The following is a 19,606-nucleotide window of genomic DNA, read 5'->3' as shown; positions in this document are numbered from 1 at the left end:
GTCTCCTCGCCCCGTCGGCCTGCGGGTCAGCGCGCTCCGTGGGCGGGCGCCGCGTCCCGCACCCGCCGGGCGAGCGCGATGTCCAGATCGGTGATCGCGCCGCCCGCGCTGTGCGTGCTGACGGCGAGGCGGACCGTGTCGTAGCCGAGGGTGATCTCGGCGTGGTGGTTCAGCTCGTCCTGGATGCGCGCGACATGGACGACCAGGGCGGCCGCGGCGACATGCGAGTCCAGCCGGTAGGAGCGGGTGAGCAGGCCGTCGTCCAGGGACCAGCCGGGCAGCTCGGCGAGCCGGTCCTCGATCTCCTTCTGCGCCAGCGGTTCCGCGGCCATGGCCTGACTCCCTCCGTGGGTGTCGCGTACCTTCCAGCGTGCCACAGCCGGCCGGAAGCGGCCCTGGTCAGGTCGGCGGGCGCATACGCGGGCCCGGGGCGCGCGGAAGCCCGCCGGGGCGTACCGGACCGCCCCTCCGTTACGGTCGTACGCATGGCCTCCGTCGCGACCGGTCCGCACGCCCCCTCCCCCGCCACCACCGCACCGGGGGTCGGTCCGCTGCTGCGGGCCTGGCGGGAGCGGCGGCGGATCAGTCAGCTCGAACTCGCCCTGCGCGCGGGGTCCTCCGCGCGGCACATCAGCTTCGTGGAGACGGGCCGCTCCCGGCCCAGCGAGGAGATGGTGCTGCGGCTGGCCGAGCATCTCGACGTGCCCGTCCGGGAGCGCAACGCGCTGCTGCTGGCGGCCGGTCACGCCCCGCGCTACCCGGAGACCCCGCTGGACGACCCGGCGCTGGAGGCGCTGCGGGCCGGGCTGGAGACGCTGCTGACGGGGTACGAGCCGTATCCGGCGCTGGTGGTGGACGGGGTGTACGACGTGGTCGCCGCGAACCGCGGGATCATGACGCTGCTGGACGGCGTCCCGGAGTCCCTGCTGACGCCGCCGCTCAACGCGATGCGGCTGACCCTTCACCCGGAGGGCCTCGCGCCGCGTATCCGCAACCTCCGTGAGTGGCGCGGCCATCTGCTGCACCAGATGGAGCGGCAGATCGCCCTGCACCGCTCGGCACCGCTGCGCCGGCTGTACGAGGAGGTCGCCGCGTACCCCGTGCCGGAGGGCCGGGACGACGAACCCTCGGGAGCCGTCCCGCACTTCGCGCTGCCACTGCGGATCGAGCACGACGGACGGGTCCTGTCGTTCGTGTCGTCGATCTCCACATTCAACACACCGATGGACGTGACGGTCGCCGAACTGGCCGTCGAGACCTTCCTCCCGGCCGACCCCGAGACGGTCAAGTACCTGCGCATGAAGGCGGATTGACGGAGCTTCAGGACAGTCGGCACGGTCCGTCCACAACCGGCGGAAGGTGGCTCTCCGGATGTGGCGAAGACCTCCCTCGGTCCCGGTGAGCCCCCGCCCCGGACATGGCACACTGGCCCGCGTGCCGACACGTAGGGGAGACGTGGCGTGAGTGAACGACGGCCCGCGCCCACGGTGGGGCAGGTGGTACTCGGCAGAAGGCTCCAGGAGTTGCGCGAGACGGCCGGACTGGCCCGCGAGGAGGCGGCCCGCGCACTGCGGGTGGCCCCGGCGACGGTCCGGCGCATGGAGACCGCGGAGGTCTCGCTGAAGATCCCGTACGTACAAGTGCTGCTGGACGCCTACGGCGTGCCGGCGGGAGAGGCGGCCGCCTTCATCACGCTCGCCGAGGACGCCAACCGGCCCGGCTGGTGGCAGCGGTTCCACGACGTCCTGCCCGAGTGGTTCAGCCTGTACGTGAGCCTGGAGGGCGCGGCCCGGCTGATCCGCTCCTACGAACCCCACTTCGTACCCGGCCTGTTGCAGACCGAGGACTACGCGCGGGCCGTGCTGGAGGCCGGCACCGTCGGCCGCACCACGCCCGAGTCGCTGGAGCGGCATGTGTCGCTGCGCATGGCGCGGCAGCGACTGCTGGACAAACCCGACCCGCCGCATCTGTGGGCGGTGCTGGACGAGACCGTGCTGCGCCGCCCCGCGAGTCTCGATCCCGCCGTGATGGCCGCCCAGTTGGACCGGATGCTGGAGCTGTCCGAGCGCGACCGGATCACGCTCCAGGTGGCCCGGTTCGCCGACGGCCCGCACCCCGGGACGGCCGCGCCGTTCACGCTGTTCCGCTTCGCCGAACCCGAACTGCCCGACATGGTGGTGACGGAGTATCTGACCGGCGCCCTCTATCTGGACTCGCGCAAGGAGGTCTCCGCGCATCTGGAGGTCCTCGACCACATGACGGCGCACGCCGCGTCCGCCGAACGCACCGTGCAGATGCTGCGGGACGTCCGCGACAGTCTGTGACCCCCACGCCCGCCCCACTCGCTCCCCCTTCAGTCCCCCCAGGAGAAGACCCCGCATGACCGAGTCCGCGGTACCCCGCATCGACACCAGCCGTCCCCACCCGGCCCGCGTCTACGACTGGTGGCTGGGCGGGAAGGACAACTATCCGGTGGACGAGGAACTGGCCCGCTCCATCCTCGCCGTGGACGGCACGGTGCGGCGCGGCGCGCGGGCCAACCGGCGCTTCATGATCCGGGCCGTGCGGGACTCCGCCGAGTCCGGGATCCGCCAGTTCCTCGACATCGGCACCGGGATCCCCACCGAACCCAATCTGCACCAGGTCGCCCAGGGCGTGGCGGCCGAGGCGCGGGTCGTGTACGCCGACAACGACCCGATCGTGCTGCGGCACGCGCAGGCCCTGCTGCACAGCTCGCCCGAGGGGTCCACGCAGTACGTGCACGCCGACGTCCGCGATCTGGACGCGCTGCTCGAACGGGCCGCCGAGTCCCTCGACTTCACCCGGCCGGTGGCGCTCTCCCTGGTGGCGCTGACGCACTACCTGGACGACAGCGGGTACGCGCTGGTGCGGGAGTACATGGCGCGGCTCGCCCCGGGCAGCCGGCTGATCCTCTCCCAGGTGACCCCGGACCTCAGCCCGGAGGCCATCGAGAAGGCGGCGAACGCCTTCCGGCGCAGCGGTACGCCCTTCCATCCGCGGTCCATGGCCGAGTTCGCCCGCTTCTTCGACGGTCTCGAACTGCTCGGCCCGGGCCTGATCCCGGTCTCGGGCTGGCGCCCCGACCCCGAGGACGTGGCGCTCCAGGCCGAGGGCATCGTCCCGGTGTACGCCGGGGTCGCCACCAAGCCCTGACCGGGGGGCCTGGCAACCGAGGCTCGTCGTGCCTGGTCAGCGCGGTCCCGGCACCCGTACGGGTGCGGTGAACGGGTGCGCTCCCGCGCCCGCCCCTAGCGTCGTAGACCGGGGCGGGCGAGGGAGCGCAGGTGCCCGACACGCGGGTGTCGCCCCCGAGCGACTCGAAGGAGGCGTGATGCCCTCGGACGCCGTGCTGTACCAGGCCGCCGCGCTGTGTCTGACGTATCCCGACGACGCCCTGCGCGACCGGCTGCCGCTGCTGCGCGAAGCGGCGCCGCAGCTACGGGAGTTCGCCGACCACGCGGCCGTCACCCCGCCCGGCGAGCTCCAGGCGCACTACGCGCGGGTCTTCGACGGGGCGGACCCGCACGGCCTGTACCTCAGCCGCTGGCCCGGCGGGCTGCCGCTGGCGCGCTTCGAGGACCTCTACCGGGTGCACGGCCTGACGTTCACCGGCGAGGAACTCCCCGACTTCCTGCCCTCCGTACTGGAGTTCACGGCCCGTACCGGGGAGACGGAGCTGCTCGCCGGGCACCGCGAGGGGCTGGAGCGGCTGCGCTCCCGGCTCACCGGCTCCGGTACGCCGTACGCCGCCGTCCTGGACGCGGTGTGCGCCGCGCTCCCGGCCCCCGGGGACCTAGGGGGCCGGTGAGCCGGGAGCGGGCCGGCGGGTCAGGCGAGCTTGGCCGACAGGGTGATCGTCGTGCCGGTGAGGGCCTGGCTGACCGGGCAGTTCTTCTTGGCGTCCTCGGCGGCCGCGGTGAACGCCTCCTCGTCGAGGCCGGGGACGGTGCCCTCCACGGTGAGGTGGATGCCGGTGATGCCCTCACCCGGCTGGAAGGTCACGTCGGCGGAGGTGACCAGCTTGGTGGGCGGGGTGCCCGCGCCGGCCAGTCCGTGCGAGAGGGCCATGGAGAAGCAGCTCGAATGGGCGGCGGCGATCAGCTCCTCCGGGCTGGTCCTGCCGTTCGCCGCCTCGGCGCGCGACGGCCACGACACCGGCTGCTCCCCGATACCGGAGGAGTCGAAGGTGACGACGCCGTTGCCCTGGAGCAGGTTGCCTTCCCAGACGGTGTGTGCGGAGCGCGTGGTGGCCACGGTTGTTCCTTTCGCGTGGGTGTCCCGTCGGACGGGTCTCTGTGTCCCCCATCCGATCACACTCTCGCTCACCGCACCCGGAACACCGGCCCCCGCGCCGTGAACGGCAGCCGGGCGCCCTGCGGGATCAGATAGGCGTGTTCGCGGCGGATCCGCAGGACATCGCACCAGCCGTCGGTGATGACCAGCACGGGCGCCCCGCGCGGGAAGTCCTCGGCGCGCAGCAGGAGATCGACGCCGGGCTGGAGGACCGTACCGCCGCGGCCGCGCACCCGGACCCGGCCCGCGATGTCGGCGACCGGCAGATAGCCGGCGTCGTGGGGCGCGGCGTCGCAGAAGACGACCCGGGCGGCGGGGACGTCCCGGGCCTCGGCGTAGGAGGCGATGGCGCCGAGGGCCTTGCCGAGGAGGGTGCGGTCCATGGAGCCGGAGGTGTCCAGGACCACCCCGAAGGTGCAGCGGGCGACCTCCTCCGGCGGGAACCACCGGCCCGCGCGCGGGATGGACGGGGTGGACGCCTGGCGGCGCGAGGGGCGGGAGAAGGAGCGCAGGGGTTCGGGGCGGGGCACGAACTCGGCGAACCAGCGGGCGAGTCGCGCGTCCCAGGGCAGCGGCGGGTGGCTGAGCGCGCGGATCTCCTCCACCAACCCGCCGGGCAGGAAGCCGCGTTCCTGCCGCTCGTCCAGATCGAGGCCCTGGGCGAGGCCGCGGCGGTAGAAGCCGTCGAGGTCGACGTGGTCGCGGGGCGGGCCGAGCGGGCCGCCGAGGATGTCGCCGAGTCCCTTGCCGCGCAGGGTGGCGAGCCGGCGCATCCGGCGCGGATCGCCGGCGATCCGGTCGTAGACCTCCTCGGCGGACAGGCCGCTCAGCTCCGGGTCGTGGAGCAGTCCGTGGGGCATGGTGCCGACCTGCATCTCGTTCAGCCAGCCGTTGACGACGTAGTCGCAGGCGACGTTGAAGAGGTAGGGGTCGCGGGTGCCGCACCGGTCGCCGTGGCGCAGGGCGGCGTGCAGCATCTCGTGGGCGAGGACGAACCGCCATTCGTCGTCGTCGAGTTGATACAGCGGGTTGACGTAGATCTCGCCGGCCTCGGTGTCGACGGCGGCGACGCGGATGCCGTGGGCGCGGGCGAGTTCGGCGTCGGCGACGAGCCGGATGCCGGCCGCGATGCCGCCGAGCAGCGGGTAGGAGGAGATGAACCAGCTCAGCGCGCGTTCCCAGGAGCGGGTGGGCGCCAGGTCGTCGTGGAGGGTGGCGCGGCGGCCGCCGGCCATGTCCATCGCGGCGGACACGGTCCGGGTGAGGGCGGTGGCGAAGGCCGACTGACGGTCGGGGGGCGGCCCTTGGCGCCAGAGGTCCCAGGGCGTCAGCATCTGGTCGGGTTCGGATCCCGCGGTGCCGCAGTGCTCGTAGGCGGCGGGCAGTCCGGCGCGGCGCCAGCGGGCGGCGAGCCGTTCCTCGTCGCCGTCGGGGTAGGTGAGCGGATGGTCCTCGGGCGGGGTGCCCAGCGGCGAGCTGAGCAGGAAACGGTTGACGACGACGCAGCGGGCGGCGAGGTCGAACCGGTCGGGCTGGACCCGCGGGCCGGCGGCGGCCGGGAGGTGGCCGAAGCCGAGGTGGAGCGCGGCGTGGGCGAGGGCCCAGGCCCACCGCGCGGGTTCGGCGAGGCGGGCGGGGTGGACGTGCGCGACGCCGTCGGAGTCGACGCGGACGAGTCCGTCGCGGGGTGCGGCCGGGCACTTCTCGTCGCGGCAGACGGTGAAGGAGACGGCGTTCAGCGCGGGGTGGCCGCGCAGCAGGGCGAGGCCCGCCTCGAACGCCTCCTGGGCGAGATCGCGTTTCTTCTTGCCGCGGCCGGGGCGGCTCATCGGCGCGCCTCGACGAGGCGGGGCATGTCCCGGGCCGCCTCCACCAGGAACCAGGCGGGCAGCACGGGGTTGCCGTCGGCGTCGGAGGCGATGACGGTCTGGGCGACCTCGACGGATATCTCGGCGAGCTGGACGAGCAGCGACTTGGCGCGGTGGGCGGTCTGCCGGCCGTTCGCCGACATGTGCTCCTTGACGGCGGGGAGTTCCTTGACGAGACGGCCGCGGAACGAGTCGGCGAGGTAGTAGAGCAGGTCGCGGTCCTCGACGCGGTGCGGCCAGGGGGCGTCGCCGCGCAGGACGGCCTCGATGCCGTACCGGCTGCGGACGATCTTGACGTAGCCGCAGAAGGCGGTGGCGTGCGCGGGTGTCAGGGTGCCGTGGGCGAGGATCTTGAGGGTGTCCTCGTCGAGGTCGCGGCCGAAGGAGTGGAGGGCGTCGGAGAGCATGTGCCAGGAGCGGGGCGTGGAGAACGGCTCCTCGGTCTTGGGCGGCCTGGACCACAGATGGTCGGGGCGGTCGGTGAGGTGGTCGAGGATCCAGGGGTGGATGCCGTGGCCCGCGGCCCAGGCCAGCCAGTCCCGCGGGGACGCCTCCAGATGGACGTGGGCGAGGCGGTTGACGAGCGCGGAGGCGATCGGCCGGGCGAGCGCGTTGTCGGTGGCGCGGTTGCCGGCGCCGATCACGATCGAGCCCGCGGGCAGTTCGTAGCTGCCGATGCGGCGGTCCAGGATCAGCGAGTAGAACGCCTTCTGTACGTCGGGGGTGGCCGCGTTCAGCTCGTCCAGGAAGAGGCAGTACGGCTCGTCGCGGGCGATGGCCTCGGGCGGGCAGAACACCGAGCGGCCGTCGCGGATCTGCGGGACGCCGATCAGGTCCTCCGGGGCGAGCTGGGTGCCCAGCAGGCTCACGCACTCCAGTCCGAGCGACTCGGCGAACTCCCTGACCAGGGAGGACTTTCCGATGCCGGGGGCGCCCCAGAGGAACACCGGCCGGACGGTGGCCAGGCCGAGGAGGAGTTCGGGGACGCGGGAGGGGGTGACCGTGACGGCAGCCTGCAAGGCGGGGGCTCCTCGGGAGCGTTCGGGAGTGGACGACACGGTCAGTGTGTGCGTACGGCTTCCCGGGCGCAGCCGATTTTCAGGCGGCCCGCTCCTGGCGCACCGGCTCCACCGGCACCTGGGGCCCCTCGGACTCGCGCAGCCAGCGGCGCAGCACGCGGTGCACGTGCTCGGCGCCGGCCAGCACCTCCCCGTCCGTCACCGGCTCGGACAGGGCGAGCGGGGACAGCAGGAACGGCCGGGACTGGGCGCCGCCGAGGCCGCCGTGGGAGCCGATCTGCTCCTCGAAGGCGAGGACCTCGCCGTCGGCCGGGTCGTGGCTGGAGTTGACCATGATGTCGGCGGTGTGCGGGAAGCCGTGGGTGCGGCGGACGGCGTCGGCGGCGCCGGGCCCGAAGGCGGCCAGCGGTCCCGGCTCCTCGTCGAGCCGGTCCAGCGGGATCGCCGCGCCGGCGGCGCCGAGGACGAGCCCGCCGTGCTCCTCGCTGCGCACCAGCAGGAAGCCGACGCCGGGGTGGTTGGCGAGGGTGGGGAGGAGGGCGGGGTGGCGGGCGTCGATCTCCTCCTTGCTCATCCGGTGCGGCACGTCGGGGAAGGAGATCAGGCCGAGGTTGCCGGAGGCGAGCACGATCGGCTCGGAGCGGCGACGGGCGGGCCGGTGGCGTTCGCCGCCCTCCTCGACGGGCCGGCGCAGGGCGGCGCGGACGGCGGCGCGGGCCTCGGCGCCGCTGTGGGTGCGCTCGGCCTTCCGCGGCACGGGCAGTCCGCAGCCGGCCCGGACCAGATCGCCGAGGGTGAGGCCGTAGCGGGCGCGGAAGGTCTCGCCGGGGCTCTGCCCGTGGTCGGACAGGACGACGATCCGGTAGGGGCGGGGGGCGTGCTCGGCGACCTTCTCGATCAGGGCGAGCGCCCGGTCGAGGCGGCCGAGGACCTGGGCGGTGTCGCGGCCGAGCGGCCCGGAGTGGTGGGCCACCTCGTCGTAGGCGACCAGGTCGGCGTAGACGGCGCCGCGGCCGGCGAGGAGGTCGCCGGTGACGGCGGCGACCACGACGTCCCGTTCGACGACGGTCGCGAAGGCGCGCACCAGCGGGTAGAGGCCGCCGCGTCCGACCCGGGGGCGTTCCTTGCGCAGCCGGGCGCGGGTGGACTGGCCGATCTCGCGGCCCACCTCGGCGGCGAACGACAGGGCGGTGCGCACGGCGTTGGCGGGGTCGGAGAAGTAGGCGAAGTAGCCGGCCCGGGAGCGGTTCTCGCGGCCGCGGCGGCGGGCGGCGATGGACAGCACGAGGGCCTGTTCGCCGGCTCCGCCGCTGAAGAGGTTGCCGCGGCTGGCGCCGTCGCCGGTCAGCAGTCCGCCCTCGCCGGTGCGCTCGACGGCGCGGCGCTGGAGTTCGGCGGCGCTGGTGGGGCGGTTGCAGACCATCACCTCCCGGGTCTCCTTCTCGTACCAGCGGAAGGCGGGGACGTCGTGGTTGCTGCCGTGCAGGATGCCGAGCTGGCTGGCGCCGGTCTGGCTGGACCAGTCGGTGCGCCAGGGGGTGAGCCGGTGGGTGGGGGCTGCGCCGGTGCCGTCCTCGCCGAGCCAGCGGGCGACGGTCGGCATCAGTCCGGCGCGCACGGCGTCGGCCAGCACGTCGTGGCCGACGCCGTCGAGCTGGAGGAAGACCGTGCCGGGGCCGGTGGGTCCTGGCGGTCCGCCGCGGCGGCGCCGGTCGGCGAGCCGGTACAGCCGACGGCGGTAGGCGTCGTCGTCGCGGACGGCGAGCGCGCCGCCGGTCGCGGAGGCGACGGCGGACATCACGGCAGCGACGATCACGGCGGTCTCGGGCGCGGCCTCGGTCTGTCCCGAGGGCGTCAGCCGCAGGGCGATGAGCAGCAGGGAGCCGTTGAGGAAGAACACCAGCAGGCCGAGCACCAGGGCCGGTACGAGCAGCAGAAGCCGGACCATCAGCGGCCAGACCAGCGCCGACAGGACACCGAAGACACCGGCGCCGACGGCCGCGGTGACGGCGATGACGGTGGCGCTGTCGCCGTCGGCGGACTGGAGGCGGAAGTCGGGCAGGATCCCGGCGAGGACCAGCATGGTCAGGGTGGAGACGGCCCACACGGTGAGACTCCGCCCGGCCTGACTGACGGCTCGCCGCCACCGCACCCCACGCACGCCCCGTCCACCTCGCGTTCCGGCCCCGACGCCGGCGGGGTCCCTCCCCCACCCTGTCACACCGGGCGGGAGCACGGCCTGATGGACGGACGGCGCACCCGGTGGTCGGGCCGGTCGGCGGGCGGCGCACCCGGCGGACGGCGTGCCCGGCGGACGGCTCGCTCAGCGGACGGCGTGCCCGGCGGGCGGCTCGCTCAGCGGGCGGCTCGCTCGGCGGACGGCTTGCTCAGCGGCCGTCGTAGCCGGCGGTCGGCATCGACAGACGGCGGTGCACGCGGGCCTTCATCTGGGCGTCGTAGGAGGGTTCGGCGAAGCCGACGGTCTCCACCCGCACCCCGCGCCGGGCGCACTCCTCGGTGAACTCCTCGACGTCCGACAGGGCGCTCTCCAGGACGCGGCGGCTGGGCGCGACGAACAGGTCGGCCCCGGGGCGGACGCCGTCCCACAGCACGCAGTGGTCGGCGCGCAGCCCGCGCACCAGCAGCTCCCTGCTCACCACATAGCCGCGCTCGGCGGCCCAGCGCGCGCACATCGCGTGCTGGCTGCGGGAGTCCACCAGGAAGGGATCGGCGTCCAGCTCCTCCAGCGGCGTCAGACTCGCGATCGCCGTGACCCGCACCGGTCCCATGGGGTCCCCCTCACCTCCGGGTTTCGCCGCCGACCCTACTCCTGCCCGTAGGCTTCGGGGGAGTCGCGCGAAGGAGGCAAAGAGGTGCCGGTGGAGATCACCTGGTGGGGTCACGCGACCTGCACGGTCGAGGATTCGAACGTGCGTGTGCTGACCGATCCTCTGTTCGCCCGCCGGCTCGCCCATCTGCGCCGCCGCCGGGGCGCGCCGCCCCCGCCCCGTGCCTGGCAGGCGGACGTCGCGGTCGTCTCCCACCTGCACGCCGACCATCTCCATGTGCCCTCGCTGGCGCGCCTCGCGCCGGGCACGCGCCTGCTGGTGCCCCTGGGTGCCTCGCGCGCCGTCCCCGCGCTGCGCAGACTGGACCATCTGCGGATCGACGAGATGGCGCCGGGTGACGTGGTCACCGTCGACGGCCTGCGGATACGTGCCGTGCCCGCCCGACACGACGGACGGCGGCTGCCGGTCGGACCGCACCGCTCCCCCGCCCTCGGATACGTCGTCGAGGGCGAGGCGCGGACGTACTTCGCCGGGGACACCGGGCTCTTCGACGAACTGGCCGACGAGGTCGGGCCGGTCGAGGCGGCGCTGCTGCCGGTGGGCGGCTGGGGGCCGTACCTCGGCGCCGGGCATCTGGACGCGGGGCGGGCGGCGGAGGCGCTGGCCCGGCTGGCGCCGCACAGCGCGGTGCCGGTGCACTGGGGCACGTACTGGCCCATCGGCATGGACGCCGTGCGCCCCCATGAGTTCCATGCGCCGGGCGATGAATTCGTGCGCCTCGCGGCCGAGCGTGCGCCCCGGGTGGCGGTGCACCGGCTCGGGCACGGCGAGAGCGTGCGTCTGGAGGCCGCGCGGTGAGATGGTGGTGGCTCGCCGCCGCCGCGACGACCGCGCCGACGGCGTCGACACAGCAGGCGCTCGGCTATCCGTCGCTGTTCCTGCTGGTGTTCATCGGGGCGCTGGTGCCGGTGGTGCCGACGGGGGCGCTGGTGAGTTCGGCGGCCGTGGTGGCGTTCCACCGGGCGGCACCGTTCTCACTGGCCCTGGTGTTCCTGACGGCGTCGCTCGCCGCGTTCTGCGGGGACGCCGCGCTGTACTGGCTGGGCCGGCGCGGGATGCGCTCGCGGGGCGGCTCGCGCTGGCTGGAGGCGATCCGGTCGCGGGCCCCGGAGGAGCGGCTGACGCAGGCGCAGGACAAGCTCGCCGAGCACGGGACGACGGTGCTGGTGCTGTCCCGGCTGGTGCCGGCGGGCCGGATCCCGGTGATGCTGGCCTGTCTGATGGCCGAGTGGCCGCTGCGCCGCTTCGTCCGCGGCAATCTCCCCGCCTGTCTGGCCTGGGCGCTGACCTATCAGCTCATCGGGATCGTCGGCGGCTCGCTGTTCCCCGAACCCTGGCAGGGCGTGGTCGCGGCGGTCGCCCTGACGCTGCTGATCAGCGCGGCCCCGAGCGTGTGGCGGCGGCTGCGGGGACCGCAGCCGGGCTGAGCGCGCGCCGGTTGTCGTACGGCATTGTCACAGGGACCCACTAGGGTCCCGCCCATGACATCGAGCACCGAACACGTCGTCGACTACGGGCAGTTCGCCGCGCGGCTCGCGGCACCCCGGACGTCCCGCTGGGAGCTGCTGTCCGAGGTGCAGCGCGAATGGGGCTTCGAGCCCGAGGAGTGGGACCCCGAGGACTGGGACCCGGAGCTGTGGGAGGACGAGGACGACGAGGACGAAGACGAAGACGAAAAGGACGAGGACGACGACGAGGAGGCCCGGATCGACCGGAGCCTGCCCGTGCCGGTCGCGCTGCGGGAGTGGTGGACCTGGCCCGAGAACACCTTCATGGCGAACGCCCGCTGGTACTGGACCCACCCCGAGATGCCGCCGACGCTGCGCCCCGACCCCACCGGCTGGGGAGTCGCGAAGGAGGTGCCGGAGGGCAGCCCGCTGCTGCCGCCCGGCGGGGACCGGCGGGTCTGTGTCTTCATGGCGGAGTACCAGTACTGCAACGAGTGGGGCTACGCGGCCGCCGAGGCCGGCCAGGACGACCCGCGGGTGCTGGTGAGCGTCGGGGACGAGGGCTGGGTGGTGCAGGACCGTTCGGTCTCCGAGCACCTTCTGCATCTCGCGCTGATGCGGCTGCCGTCCCGGCTCGGCTGGACGCTGGCGGTCCAGCAGAACGACCTCGACCGCGACCCGGCCGCCCTCGCCCGGCTCACCGCGGCCTACCCCGACATGGGGCTGCTGCCGTGGCGCGAACTGGCCGGTGACGTCGTGCTCTACGGCGGACCGGATCTGATCGTCCGTCACGACCGCGGCATCGCCGACGACTACGTCCTGCTGCTGACCGGCCGCACCGAGGCCGCCGTCCGCGAGGCCGCCGCCCTGCTCGGCGCCCCCTGCGCGAACCGCGACCCCGAACCGCCTCGCGTATAGGGCCCGTTGTCCGCGCCGCTGGTGCGGCCTCGGAACACGCACGGCGAGTGCGCCGTACCGCTGCGCGCGCCCGGCCTCGCCCGCCGTTCAGTCCGGCAGCACGCGGGAGCCGCCGATCGGCAGGTCCCAGAGCCGGTCGCGGGGGAGGCCCGCCGCCGTCCAGGCCGCCCGGACCCGGTGCAGGGGTTCGAGGACCGGCTCGGCGGAGAGGACGAAGGTGCCCCAGTGCATGGGGGCCATCCGGTGTGCGCCCAGGTCGAGCACGGCGCGGACCGCCTCGTCCGGGTCGCAGTGCACGTCGCTGAGCCACCAGCGCGGATCGTAGGCGCCGATGGGCAGCAGGGCCAGGTCGATACCGGGGTACCGCCGGCCGATCCGGGAGAACCAGTGGCCGTACCCGGTGTCACCCGCGAAGTACACCCGCCGGCCGTCGGGCGCGGTGAGCACCCAGCCGCCCCACAGGGAACGGCAGGTGTCGGTGAGGGTGCGCTTGGACCAGTGGTGGGCGGGGACGAAGTCGAGGCGTACACCGCCGAGTTCGGACGCCTCCCACCAGTCCAGCTCGGTGACCCGGGTGAACCGGCGGCGCCGGAACCAGACTCCGAGACCGGCCGGCACGAACACCGGGGTGTCGCGCGGGAGTCGGCGCAGCGTGGGCGCGTCCAGGTGGTCGTAGTGGTTGTGGCTGACGACGACCGCGTCGACGGGCGGCAGGGTCTCCCAGGGGATGCCGACGGGGGTGATCCGGGCCGGGGTGCCGAGGATCCGGCGGGACCAGACCGGGTCGGTCAGGATCGTCAGGCCGCCGATCCGCAGCACCCAACTGGCGTGCCCCGCCCAGGAGACGGCGACGGTCCCGGCGTCGGCGCGGGGCAGCGGGGCGGGCGCGAAGGGCAGCCGGGGGATGTCGGCGAGGCCCTCCTTGCCGGGGCGGACGGAGCCCTCGCGGGCGAACCGGGCGAGGGCCTTGAGGCCGGGCAGCGGGGCGGTCAGCCGGTCGTGGAAGGTGCGTGGCCACACCCGCCGTTCACCGGGCGGACGGGGTTCGGCGAGCGGCGGGAACGGGGGTGCGGAAGGGGAGGGCGCGGAGGCGGGGGCGGCGGTGTCCCCGGAGGGCGCCGGTTCCGCCGTGGTCGACTCGGACTGCTGCGTCATCGAGAGGGCTCCCCTCGCCGGGCGTCGTCGCGGAGATCGTCGAAGACCGCCGTGAGGCGGGTCAACGCGCGGTGCACGTGCGGCAGTTCCAACGGCGCGGGGGACGTGAGGCATTCCGTGCGCCGTGCGTCCGGGTCCCCGAGCAGCGGGCCGGTGGTCAGCCGGACGCGCAGCGCGGCGAGGTCGTCGCCGAAGCGGTGTCCGCCCGGCGCGGGCATCCGCAGCCGGGCGGAGAGGAAGTCCTCCAGGTCCTGGGCGTCGCCGACGCCGCGCGGCGACAGCGCCTCGCGCAGCGGCTCCAGGTCGACGTAGAGATGCCGTCCCGCGCGCGGCGGCAGGGCCAGCGCGCCCGCGCCGGTCACCGCCGTGTGCACCGCCCGGGCCAGCAGCGCGTGCAGCCGTGCGGTGGCGGCGACCCGCTCGGTGACCTCGGCGGGCTCGGACAGGGCGTGCGCGGCGGCCGCGGCGACCGGGGCGGCCACGCGCGCGTCGAGGGCGGTGAGGACGTCGAGCACGCGCGCGTGCAGATCGTCCCCGGCGGCCGTGGCGGGCAGGCGGGCGACGGCGGCCGGCCAGCCGGCGGGCAGCAGGGCGCCGGCCAGGTCGGTGACGACGGTGACCCGGTCGGGCAGCATCTCGGCCGGGCCGACCGGGACGGTGTCCTGCGGGGCGTGCACGGTGTCGCGCCAGGTCTCGTCGCTGATCAGGTGGAGTCCCTCCGCGGCGGCGGCCTCCACGGCCTCGTGCAGCACCTCGGGCGGGGCCACGGTCGCGGTGGGGTCGTCGGCGACGGACAGCACCAGCAGCCGCGGGTCGCCGCCCTCGGCCCGCAGCCGGCGCACGGTCTCCAGCAGGGCGTACGGGTCGGGGACGCCGCCGCACTCCGCGGGCGTGGCGACATGGAACACCCGGCGGCCCAGCAGCCGCGCGTACGGCGCCCACCAGGCCGCGCACGGCCGGGGTACCAGGACGTCGCCGCCGAGCGCGGCGGTCAGCGCGAGCAGCAGCGCGGGCGCGCCGGGCCCGGCCACGACGCCCGCGGGGTCGACGGGGGTGCCGCGCCGCGCCCAGTAGCCGGCGGCGGCCGTCCGCAGCGCGGGTCCGCCGCCGACGGGTTCGCCGTCGCCGCGGCCGGCGGCCCCGGCGAGGACGGCGGCGAGTCCGGGCGGCACGGGCAGTCCGTCCACGGGGAACGGCGGGCCGTAGCGGACCGGCCCGTGTCCTTCGGGTTCCGTGCTCGGCATGGGTCCTCCGCGCGGTCCGTCCCTGGTGGCCTGTGCCCGCTGCTGCGTGGCCAGTGCCCGGTGCTGCGTGACATGTGCCCTGTGGTGCGTGACCTATGGCCCCCCGCGTGTCACGTGTGCCCGGTGGTGCGTGGCGCGCCGGTGCGGTCAGGTGTCCCGTGCGCGCCGGTAGAGCCGGTGTCCGGCCGCGCCCGCCGCGCCGGCGATCAGTACCCCGCCGGCGATCAGGGCGGGCACGGAGTCGCCGAGGGAGCCGCCGGCGCCGGCCCGTACGCCGTGCTCGACGGTCGGGGGCGCGCAGGGGTCGGTGCGGTCCCCTCCGCCGTGGGGCGGCGCGGAGGGGGAGCACGTGTGGTGGGTGGGCGCGGGGGTCGGCCGGCCGGTGTCGCAGGGCGCGCCGGTGTCGCCGTACTCCGGCGGACAGGATCCGCCGCCGCTCGCGCGGGTGATGTCGAAGGTGGCGCTCCAGGGGCTGCCCTCCCCGTCGGGCGGCGCCGGGCAGGTGCCGTCGACGGTCCAGGCGGTGTCGGGGCCGAGCCCCTCGTCCGCGTCGAGGTCGGCGGCGCCGCTGCTGCGGGCGGTGCCCCGGTAGGAGAGCCCGGCGGCCGGGTCGTCGGTGCCGGTGACCCGGGTGAGCCGGACGGTGCCGTCCGCGAAGGCCAGGGAGGAGGCGTCGATGGTCTCGGGGGCGGTGCCGCCCGGCGGGTCGCAGGTGACCGAGACGGTGACGCTGCCGCCCGGGTCGACGCTGCCGGGGCTGACCTCGGCCGCCGGATCCGCCGACGCGACCGGGCCGGCGGCGGCCAGCAGGGCACCGGCCAGGGCGACGGCGGACAGCAGGGGTGCGGTGCGGCGCATGGAGCGGCTCCTTCGGCCGGCGGCTGCGGGGCGGGTCCGCCGAGGCGGTCCCGCGCACCATCACAGCCCGCCCGAGGCCGTGCCGCGCGCGGCCGGACCCCATTCGCGGGACAGGGGTCCGCCATGCGGGTGACGTTCCGGCGTGGCGGAAGGAGCACCGAGGACGTCGTACGGTCAGCCGCCGCCCAAGGACTCCCGGCCCCACTTGCCCACCGGGGTGCCGGTCTCGCGCCCGCGCCCGGCCGGGCCCCGGCGGGCGCCGTCGGGCGCGGCGGCGCGCTCCCGGGCCCCCTCGCGGGTGCGGCCGGGCGCCACGAAACGGCGGGGGTTGCGGCGCAGGTACTCGCCCTCCAGCCGCGCCATGCGGTCGTTGTGGGCGCGCAGGGCGTCGTTCGAGCCGTACAGCAGGGTGTCGTGGCGCGTGCGGTGGATCGTCTCCAGCTCTTTCATGAGCTGCTGGTCGTCCAGCCGGTCAGGGTCGACTCCGGTCATCGTGGCACCCCGCTCGTCGTTCCGACGTGTGCCTCCACTGTACGAAGATTCGGCCCCACGGGCCCCCGCACGGTTCAGGGGCCGCTCACCTGGCCCGCTCCACCCGCCGCTCGTCCCACACCGGCTCCGGGGTCTCGCGGACCCGGCCGTCGCTGCCGAAGACCAGGTAGCGGTCGAAGGAGCGGGCGAACCAGCGGTCGTGGGTGACCGCGAGGACCGTGCCCTCGAACGCCTCGAGTCCTTCCTGGAGCGCCTCGGCGGACTCCAGGTCGAGGTTGTCGGTCGGCTCGTCGAGGAGCAGGGCGGTGACGCCCTCCAGCTCCAGGAGCAGGATCTGGAAGCGGGCCTGCTGGCCGCCGGAGAGCCGGTCGAAGGTCTGTTCGGCCTGCTGGGTCAGCTCGTAGCGGCGCAGCCGGGACATGGCCGCGCCCCGGTCCTGGGAGTGCTCCTGCCAGAGGATGTCGAGGAGGGCGCGGCCCTGGAGTTCGGGGTGGGCGTGGGTCTGGGCGAAGTGCCCGGGGACGACCCGCGCGCCGAGCTTCCAGGTGCCGGTGTGCGCCACGTCCTCGCCGGCCAGCAGGCGCAGGAAGTGCGACTTGCCGGAGCCGTTGGAGCCGAGGACGGCGACCCGCTCGCCGTAGAAGACCTCCAGGTCGAAGGGTTTCATCAGGCCGGTCAGTTCGAGGTCCTGGCAGGTGACGGCGCGGACGCCGGTGCGGCCGCCCTTGAGGCGCATGGTGATGTCCTGCTCGCGCGGCGGCTCGGGCGGCGGTCCCGCCTCCTCGAACTTGCGCAGCCTGGTCTGTGCCGCCTGGTAGCGGGAGGCCAGCTCATGGCTGATGGAGGCGGCCTGACGGAGGTTCAGGACGAGCTTCTTGAGCTGGGCGTGCTTCTCGTCCCAGCGGCGGCGCAGCTCCTCGAAGCGGGCGAAGCGTTCACGGCGGGCCTCGTGGTAGGTGGCGAAGCCGCCGCCGTGCACCCAGGCGTCGGCACCGGTGGGCGAGGGCTCCACGGAGACGATCTTCTCGGCGGCGCGGGAGAGGAGTTCGCGGTCGTGGGAGACGAAGAGGACCGTCTTGCGGGTCTCCTTGAGCCGGTCCTCCAGCCAGCGCTTGCCGGGGACGTCGAGGTAGTTGTCGGGCTCGTCGAGCAGCAGGACCTCGTCGGTGCCGCGCAGCAGCGCCTCCAGGACGAGCCGCTTCTGCTCGCCGCCGGAGAGCGTGCGCACCAGCCGGAACTGGGCCTTGTCGTAGGGCACGCCGAGCGCGGCCGTGGTGCACATGTCCCAGAGGGTCTCGGCCTCGTAGCCGCGCACCTCGGCCCAGTCGGAGAGGGCCTGCGCGTACTGGAGCTGGGCGGCCTCGTCGTCGACGGTCATGATCGCGTGCTCGGCCCTGTCGACGGCCTTCGCGGCCTCCTGGATACGGGGCGAGGACACCGACACGAGCAGGTCGCGGACGGTCGTCTCGTCCCGTACGGAGCCGACGAACTGGCGCATCACGCCGAGGCCGCCGCTGACGGTGACGGTGCCGCCGTGCGGCTTCAGCTCGCCGGAGATCAGCCGCAGCAGGGTGGTCTTGCCGGCGCCGTTGGGTCCGACCAGGGCGACCACGGCCCCTTCGCCGACCCGGAAGGACACGTCGCCGAGCAACGCCCTCCCGTCGGGGAGGTAGTACTCGAGGTGCGCGGCTTCCAGATGTCCCATGAGGCGCATTCTGCGGTCCGGCTGCGACGGGCGGCAAACCGATTAGCGGACGCCGGGTTCCGCTCCGGCCGGTCCGCTGTCCCCGGCCGGGGACACGGTGGCACCCGCCCAGGTCAGGGCCTTCCAGCCGTCGGCCGGCGAGCCCTCCAGGATCACCGTGCCGGTGTTGGCGAGGCGGTGTCCCGCGGCGAAGGGGACGTCGACGTTGTGGGCGCGGGCGGCGGACCAGGCGCGGATCGCGGCGCCGTGGCTGACCAGGGCGGCGGTGCCGGCGCCGGACGCGGCGGCCTCGGCGACCACGGCGTCGTAGCGGGCGAGGAACTCCACGCCGTTCTCCCCGCCGGGCACGCGCGCCTGCGTGTCGCCGTCGGCCCAGGCGAACACGGTCCGCATGTAGCGCACGGCGTCCGGGGAGTCGCCGGGCAGCATCTCCAGGTCGCCCGCGGAGATCTCCCGGATGCCGTCACGCACGCGTACGTCGAGACCGCGGGCGGCGGCCAGCGGCGCGGCGGTGAGCTGGGTGCGCACCAGGGTGGAGGCGTACAGGACCTCGATGTCCTCGTCGGCGAGGGCCTCCGGCAGGGCGGCCGCCTGCCGTGCGCCCAGCTCGGTCAGGCCGGGGCCGGGTGCGGCGGTGTCCAGCAGGTAGTCCACGTTGGTGGGGGTCTGGCCGTGACGGACGAGCAGCAGTCGCATGCGGTGAGCCTCCTGGGTCGGACCCGCTCCGCACCCCGGAACGGCCACCCCAGCGTACGCGCGGGCCCGCCGCCCGGACACCATCGGTCGTCCGCATGGTGAAACAAATGGTCTCAGCATGCGGCCATGGGCGTACGGTGATCCCTGTCGCCCGAGGCTCCCGGGAGCCCGGAGGGGTACGCCGAGAAGGGGTAGGTAGAGCCATGCCGAAAGCGCAGGAGACCGCCGTCTACACGCACGGGCACCACGAGTCGGTGCTGCGGTCGCACACCTGGCGGACCGCCGCCAACTCCGCGGCCTACCTGCTCGGTTCGCTGGAGCCGCACCACCGGATCCTGGACATCGGCTGCGGCCCCGGCACCATCACCGCCGACCTCGCGGCCCTGGTCCCCGACGGGCACGTCACCGGCGTCGACCACGCGGCGGGCGTCCTGGACCAGGCCCGCGCCACGGCGGCCGGCCGCGGACTGGCCAACGTCCGCTTCGAGACCGCCGACGTGCACGCCCTGCCGTACCCGGACGGCTCGTTCGACGTGGTCCACGCCCACCAGGTGCTCCAGCACGTGGGCGATCCGGTGCAGGCGCTGCGCGAGATGCTGCGGGTGACCGTGCCGGGCGGCCTGGTGGCGGTGCGCGACTCGGACTACGCGGCGATGACCTGGTACCCGCCGTCCCGGGGGATGGACGACTGGCTGGACCTGTACGAGCGGGTGGCGCGGGCCAACGGCGGCGAGCCGGACGCCGGGCGCCGGCTGAAGTCCTGGGCGCTGGCGGCCGGGTTCACCGACATCACCGCGACCTCCGCCACCTGGACGTTCAGCACCGCCGAGGAGCGGGCGTGGTGGAGCGGCCTGTGGGCCGACCGCACCCTGGCCTCCGCCTACGCCGAGCGCGCCACGGAGGGCGGGCACGCGACCGAGGAGCAGCTCACGGCGGTGTCCCGGGCATGGCGGGAGTGGGGCGAGCGGGAGGACGGCTGGTTCTGCGTGCTGCACGGCGAGATCCTGTGCCGCAAGGACACGCGTCCCGCTTCCTGACAG

The 19,606-nt window shown here is 74.7% G+C and carries 19 protein-coding genes and 1 pseudogene; 8 read left to right on the top strand and 12 right to left on the bottom strand.

What is annotated here, in order from left to right:
• Positions 1-26 precede the first annotated feature (26 nt).
• Positions 27-332, bottom strand: coding sequence for a 4a-hydroxytetrahydrobiopterin dehydratase (locus G6W55_RS11800; RefSeq protein WP_175520772.1), 306 nt, complete (start codon positions 330-332; stop codon positions 27-29).
• 153 nt (positions 333-485) lie between these two features.
• On the opposite strand from G6W55_RS11800, the gene G6W55_RS11795 reads away from it, so the two are divergent.
• The 4 genes from G6W55_RS11795 to G6W55_RS11780 all read left to right on the top strand — a co-directional run bounded on the left by G6W55_RS11795 (position 486) and on the right by G6W55_RS11780 (position 3,829).
• Positions 486-1,313 carry a helix-turn-helix domain-containing protein gene (locus G6W55_RS11795; RefSeq protein WP_175520771.1) on the top strand — a complete coding sequence of 276 codons (828 nt, stop codon included), beginning with the start codon at positions 486-488 and terminating at the stop codon, positions 1,311-1,313.
• 147 nt (positions 1,314-1,460) lie between these two features.
• Complete coding sequence (locus G6W55_RS11790) at positions 1,461-2,324, top strand: helix-turn-helix transcriptional regulator (protein WP_085207097.1); 864 nt, start codon at positions 1,461-1,463, stop codon at positions 2,322-2,324.
• Between the two features lie 55 nt (positions 2,325-2,379).
• Entirely contained in the window at positions 2,380-3,174 is a 795-nt protein-coding gene (locus G6W55_RS11785) for an SAM-dependent methyltransferase (protein ID WP_175520770.1), read from the top strand.
• A gap of 178 nt (positions 3,175-3,352) precedes the next feature.
• Entirely contained in the window at positions 3,353-3,829 is a 477-nt protein-coding gene (locus G6W55_RS11780; RefSeq protein WP_175520769.1) for a nitrate reductase molybdenum cofactor assembly chaperone, read from the top strand.
• Between the two features lie 20 nt (positions 3,830-3,849).
• Here the strand turns inward: G6W55_RS11780 and G6W55_RS11775 are convergent, their stop codons facing one another.
• The 5 genes from G6W55_RS11775 to G6W55_RS11755 all read right to left on the bottom strand — a co-directional run bounded on the left by G6W55_RS11775 (position 3,850) and on the right by G6W55_RS11755 (position 9,990).
• A complete protein-coding gene (locus G6W55_RS11775) occupies positions 3,850-4,275 on the bottom strand; it encodes an OsmC family protein (protein ID WP_175520768.1) in 426 nt (141 codons plus the stop codon).
• Positions 4,276-4,343: 68 nt separating this feature from the next.
• Positions 4,344-6,143, bottom strand: coding sequence for a hypothetical protein (locus tag G6W55_RS11770; protein WP_175520767.1), 1,800 nt, complete (start codon positions 6,141-6,143; stop codon positions 4,344-4,346).
• On the bottom strand, positions 6,140-7,201 hold the full coding sequence (locus G6W55_RS11765; RefSeq protein WP_175520766.1) for an ATP-binding protein: 1,062 nt from the start codon (positions 7,199-7,201) through the stop codon (positions 6,140-6,142). The genes G6W55_RS11770 and G6W55_RS11765 overlap by 4 nt, the downstream gene beginning before the upstream one ends.
• Before the next feature lie 79 nt (positions 7,202-7,280).
• The gene (locus G6W55_RS11760) at positions 7,281-9,308 is read right to left on the bottom strand and encodes a phage holin family protein (protein WP_309243687.1); all 2,028 of its coding nucleotides are present in this window, start codon (positions 9,306-9,308) and stop codon (positions 7,281-7,283) included.
• Positions 9,309-9,588: 280 nt separating this feature from the next.
• Positions 9,589-9,990 (bottom strand): hypothetical protein, encoded by a 402-nt coding sequence (locus G6W55_RS11755; protein ID WP_175520764.1) that lies wholly within the window; start codon positions 9,988-9,990, stop codon positions 9,589-9,591.
• Between the two features lie 84 nt (positions 9,991-10,074).
• Here G6W55_RS11755 and G6W55_RS11750 point away from each other — a divergent pair, with 84 nt between their 5' ends.
• From G6W55_RS11750 to G6W55_RS11740, 3 genes are read left to right on the top strand one after another with little or no spacing between them, the layout of a single operon-like run.
• A complete protein-coding gene (locus G6W55_RS11750; RefSeq protein WP_175520763.1) occupies positions 10,075-10,848 on the top strand; it encodes an MBL fold metallo-hydrolase in 774 nt (257 codons plus the stop codon).
• Positions 10,845-11,477, top strand: coding sequence for a VTT domain-containing protein (locus G6W55_RS11745; RefSeq protein ID WP_175520762.1), 633 nt, complete (start codon positions 10,845-10,847; stop codon positions 11,475-11,477). The genes G6W55_RS11750 and G6W55_RS11745 overlap by 4 nt, the downstream gene beginning before the upstream one ends.
• A 54-nt stretch (positions 11,478-11,531) precedes the next feature.
• Positions 11,532-12,416, top strand: a complete 885-nt coding sequence (locus tag G6W55_RS11740) for a hypothetical protein (RefSeq protein ID WP_175520761.1) — start codon at positions 11,532-11,534, stop codon at positions 12,414-12,416.
• Positions 12,417-12,503: 87 nt separating this feature from the next.
• Here the strand turns inward: G6W55_RS11740 and G6W55_RS11735 are convergent, their stop codons facing one another.
• From G6W55_RS11735 to G6W55_RS11710, 6 genes and pseudogenes are all read right to left on the bottom strand, one after another.
• Positions 12,504-13,571, bottom strand: coding sequence for an MBL fold metallo-hydrolase (locus G6W55_RS11735; protein WP_175520760.1), 1,068 nt, complete (start codon positions 13,569-13,571; stop codon positions 12,504-12,506).
• Positions 13,568-14,815: an aminotransferase class I/II-fold pyridoxal phosphate-dependent enzyme gene (locus G6W55_RS11730; RefSeq protein WP_175520759.1), complete on the bottom strand. Its 1,248-nt coding sequence runs from the start codon at positions 14,813-14,815 to the stop codon at positions 13,568-13,570. The genes G6W55_RS11735 and G6W55_RS11730 overlap by 4 nt, the downstream gene beginning before the upstream one ends.
• A 147-nt stretch (positions 14,816-14,962) precedes the next feature.
• Positions 14,963-15,673 (bottom strand): hypothetical protein, encoded by a 711-nt coding sequence (locus tag G6W55_RS11725; protein ID WP_175520758.1) that lies wholly within the window; start codon positions 15,671-15,673, stop codon positions 14,963-14,965.
• 258 nt (positions 15,674-15,931) lie between these two features.
• Positions 15,932-16,165, bottom strand: a pseudogene (locus G6W55_RS11720) (DUF6158 family protein); the annotation flags it as partial.
• A gap of 85 nt (positions 16,166-16,250) precedes the next feature.
• Positions 16,251-17,870, bottom strand: coding sequence for an ABC-F family ATP-binding cassette domain-containing protein (locus tag G6W55_RS11715; RefSeq protein WP_175520756.1), 1,620 nt, complete (start codon positions 17,868-17,870; stop codon positions 16,251-16,253).
• A 42-nt stretch (positions 17,871-17,912) separates the two neighbouring features.
• Positions 17,913-18,566 carry a histidine phosphatase family protein gene (locus tag G6W55_RS11710; protein ID WP_175520755.1) on the bottom strand — a complete coding sequence of 218 codons (654 nt, stop codon included), beginning with the start codon at positions 18,564-18,566 and terminating at the stop codon, positions 17,913-17,915.
• Positions 18,567-18,769: 203 nt separating this feature from the next.
• On the opposite strand from G6W55_RS11710, the gene G6W55_RS11705 reads away from it, so the two are divergent.
• Entirely contained in the window at positions 18,770-19,603 is an 834-nt protein-coding gene (locus tag G6W55_RS11705; protein ID WP_175520754.1) for a class I SAM-dependent methyltransferase, read from the top strand.
• Positions 19,604-19,606 lie beyond the last annotated feature (3 nt).

The sequence above is a fragment of the Streptomyces sp. CAI-85 genome, assembly GCF_013363615.1.
Classification (GTDB): Bacteria; Actinomycetota; Actinomycetes; order Streptomycetales; family Streptomycetaceae; genus Streptomyces; species Streptomyces antibioticus_B.
This window is presented reverse-complemented; position numbering and strand designations above follow the sequence as displayed.

Coding starts and splice junctions, on each gene's coding strand:
- G6W55_RS11705 (WP_175520754.1), top strand. CDS start 18,770: ATGCCGAAAGCGCAGGAGACCGCCGTCTACACGCACGGGCACCACGAG.
- G6W55_RS11770 (WP_175520767.1), bottom strand. CDS start 6,143: ATGAGCCGCCCCGGCCGCGGCAAGAAGAAACGCGATCTCGCCCAGGAG.
- G6W55_RS11730 (WP_175520759.1), bottom strand. CDS start 14,815: ATGCCGAGCACGGAACCCGAAGGACACGGGCCGGTCCGCTACGGCCCG.
- G6W55_RS11725 (WP_175520758.1), bottom strand. CDS start 15,673: ATGCGCCGCACCGCACCCCTGCTGTCCGCCGTCGCCCTGGCCGGTGCC.
- G6W55_RS11755 (WP_175520764.1), bottom strand. CDS start 9,990: ATGGGACCGGTGCGGGTCACGGCGATCGCGAGTCTGACGCCGCTGGAG.
- G6W55_RS11740 (WP_175520761.1), top strand. CDS start 11,532: ATGACATCGAGCACCGAACACGTCGTCGACTACGGGCAGTTCGCCGCG.
- G6W55_RS11715 (WP_175520756.1), bottom strand. CDS start 17,870: ATGGGACATCTGGAAGCCGCGCACCTCGAGTACTACCTCCCCGACGGG.
- G6W55_RS11800 (WP_175520772.1), bottom strand. CDS start 332: ATGGCCGCGGAACCGCTGGCGCAGAAGGAGATCGAGGACCGGCTCGCC.
- G6W55_RS11735 (WP_175520760.1), bottom strand. CDS start 13,571: ATGACGCAGCAGTCCGAGTCGACCACGGCGGAACCGGCGCCCTCCGGG.
- G6W55_RS11780 (WP_175520769.1), top strand. CDS start 3,353: ATGCCCTCGGACGCCGTGCTGTACCAGGCCGCCGCGCTGTGTCTGACG.
- G6W55_RS11710 (WP_175520755.1), bottom strand. CDS start 18,566: ATGCGACTGCTGCTCGTCCGTCACGGCCAGACCCCCACCAACGTGGAC.
- G6W55_RS11795 (WP_175520771.1), top strand. CDS start 486: ATGGCCTCCGTCGCGACCGGTCCGCACGCCCCCTCCCCCGCCACCACC.
- G6W55_RS11785 (WP_175520770.1), top strand. CDS start 2,380: ATGACCGAGTCCGCGGTACCCCGCATCGACACCAGCCGTCCCCACCCG.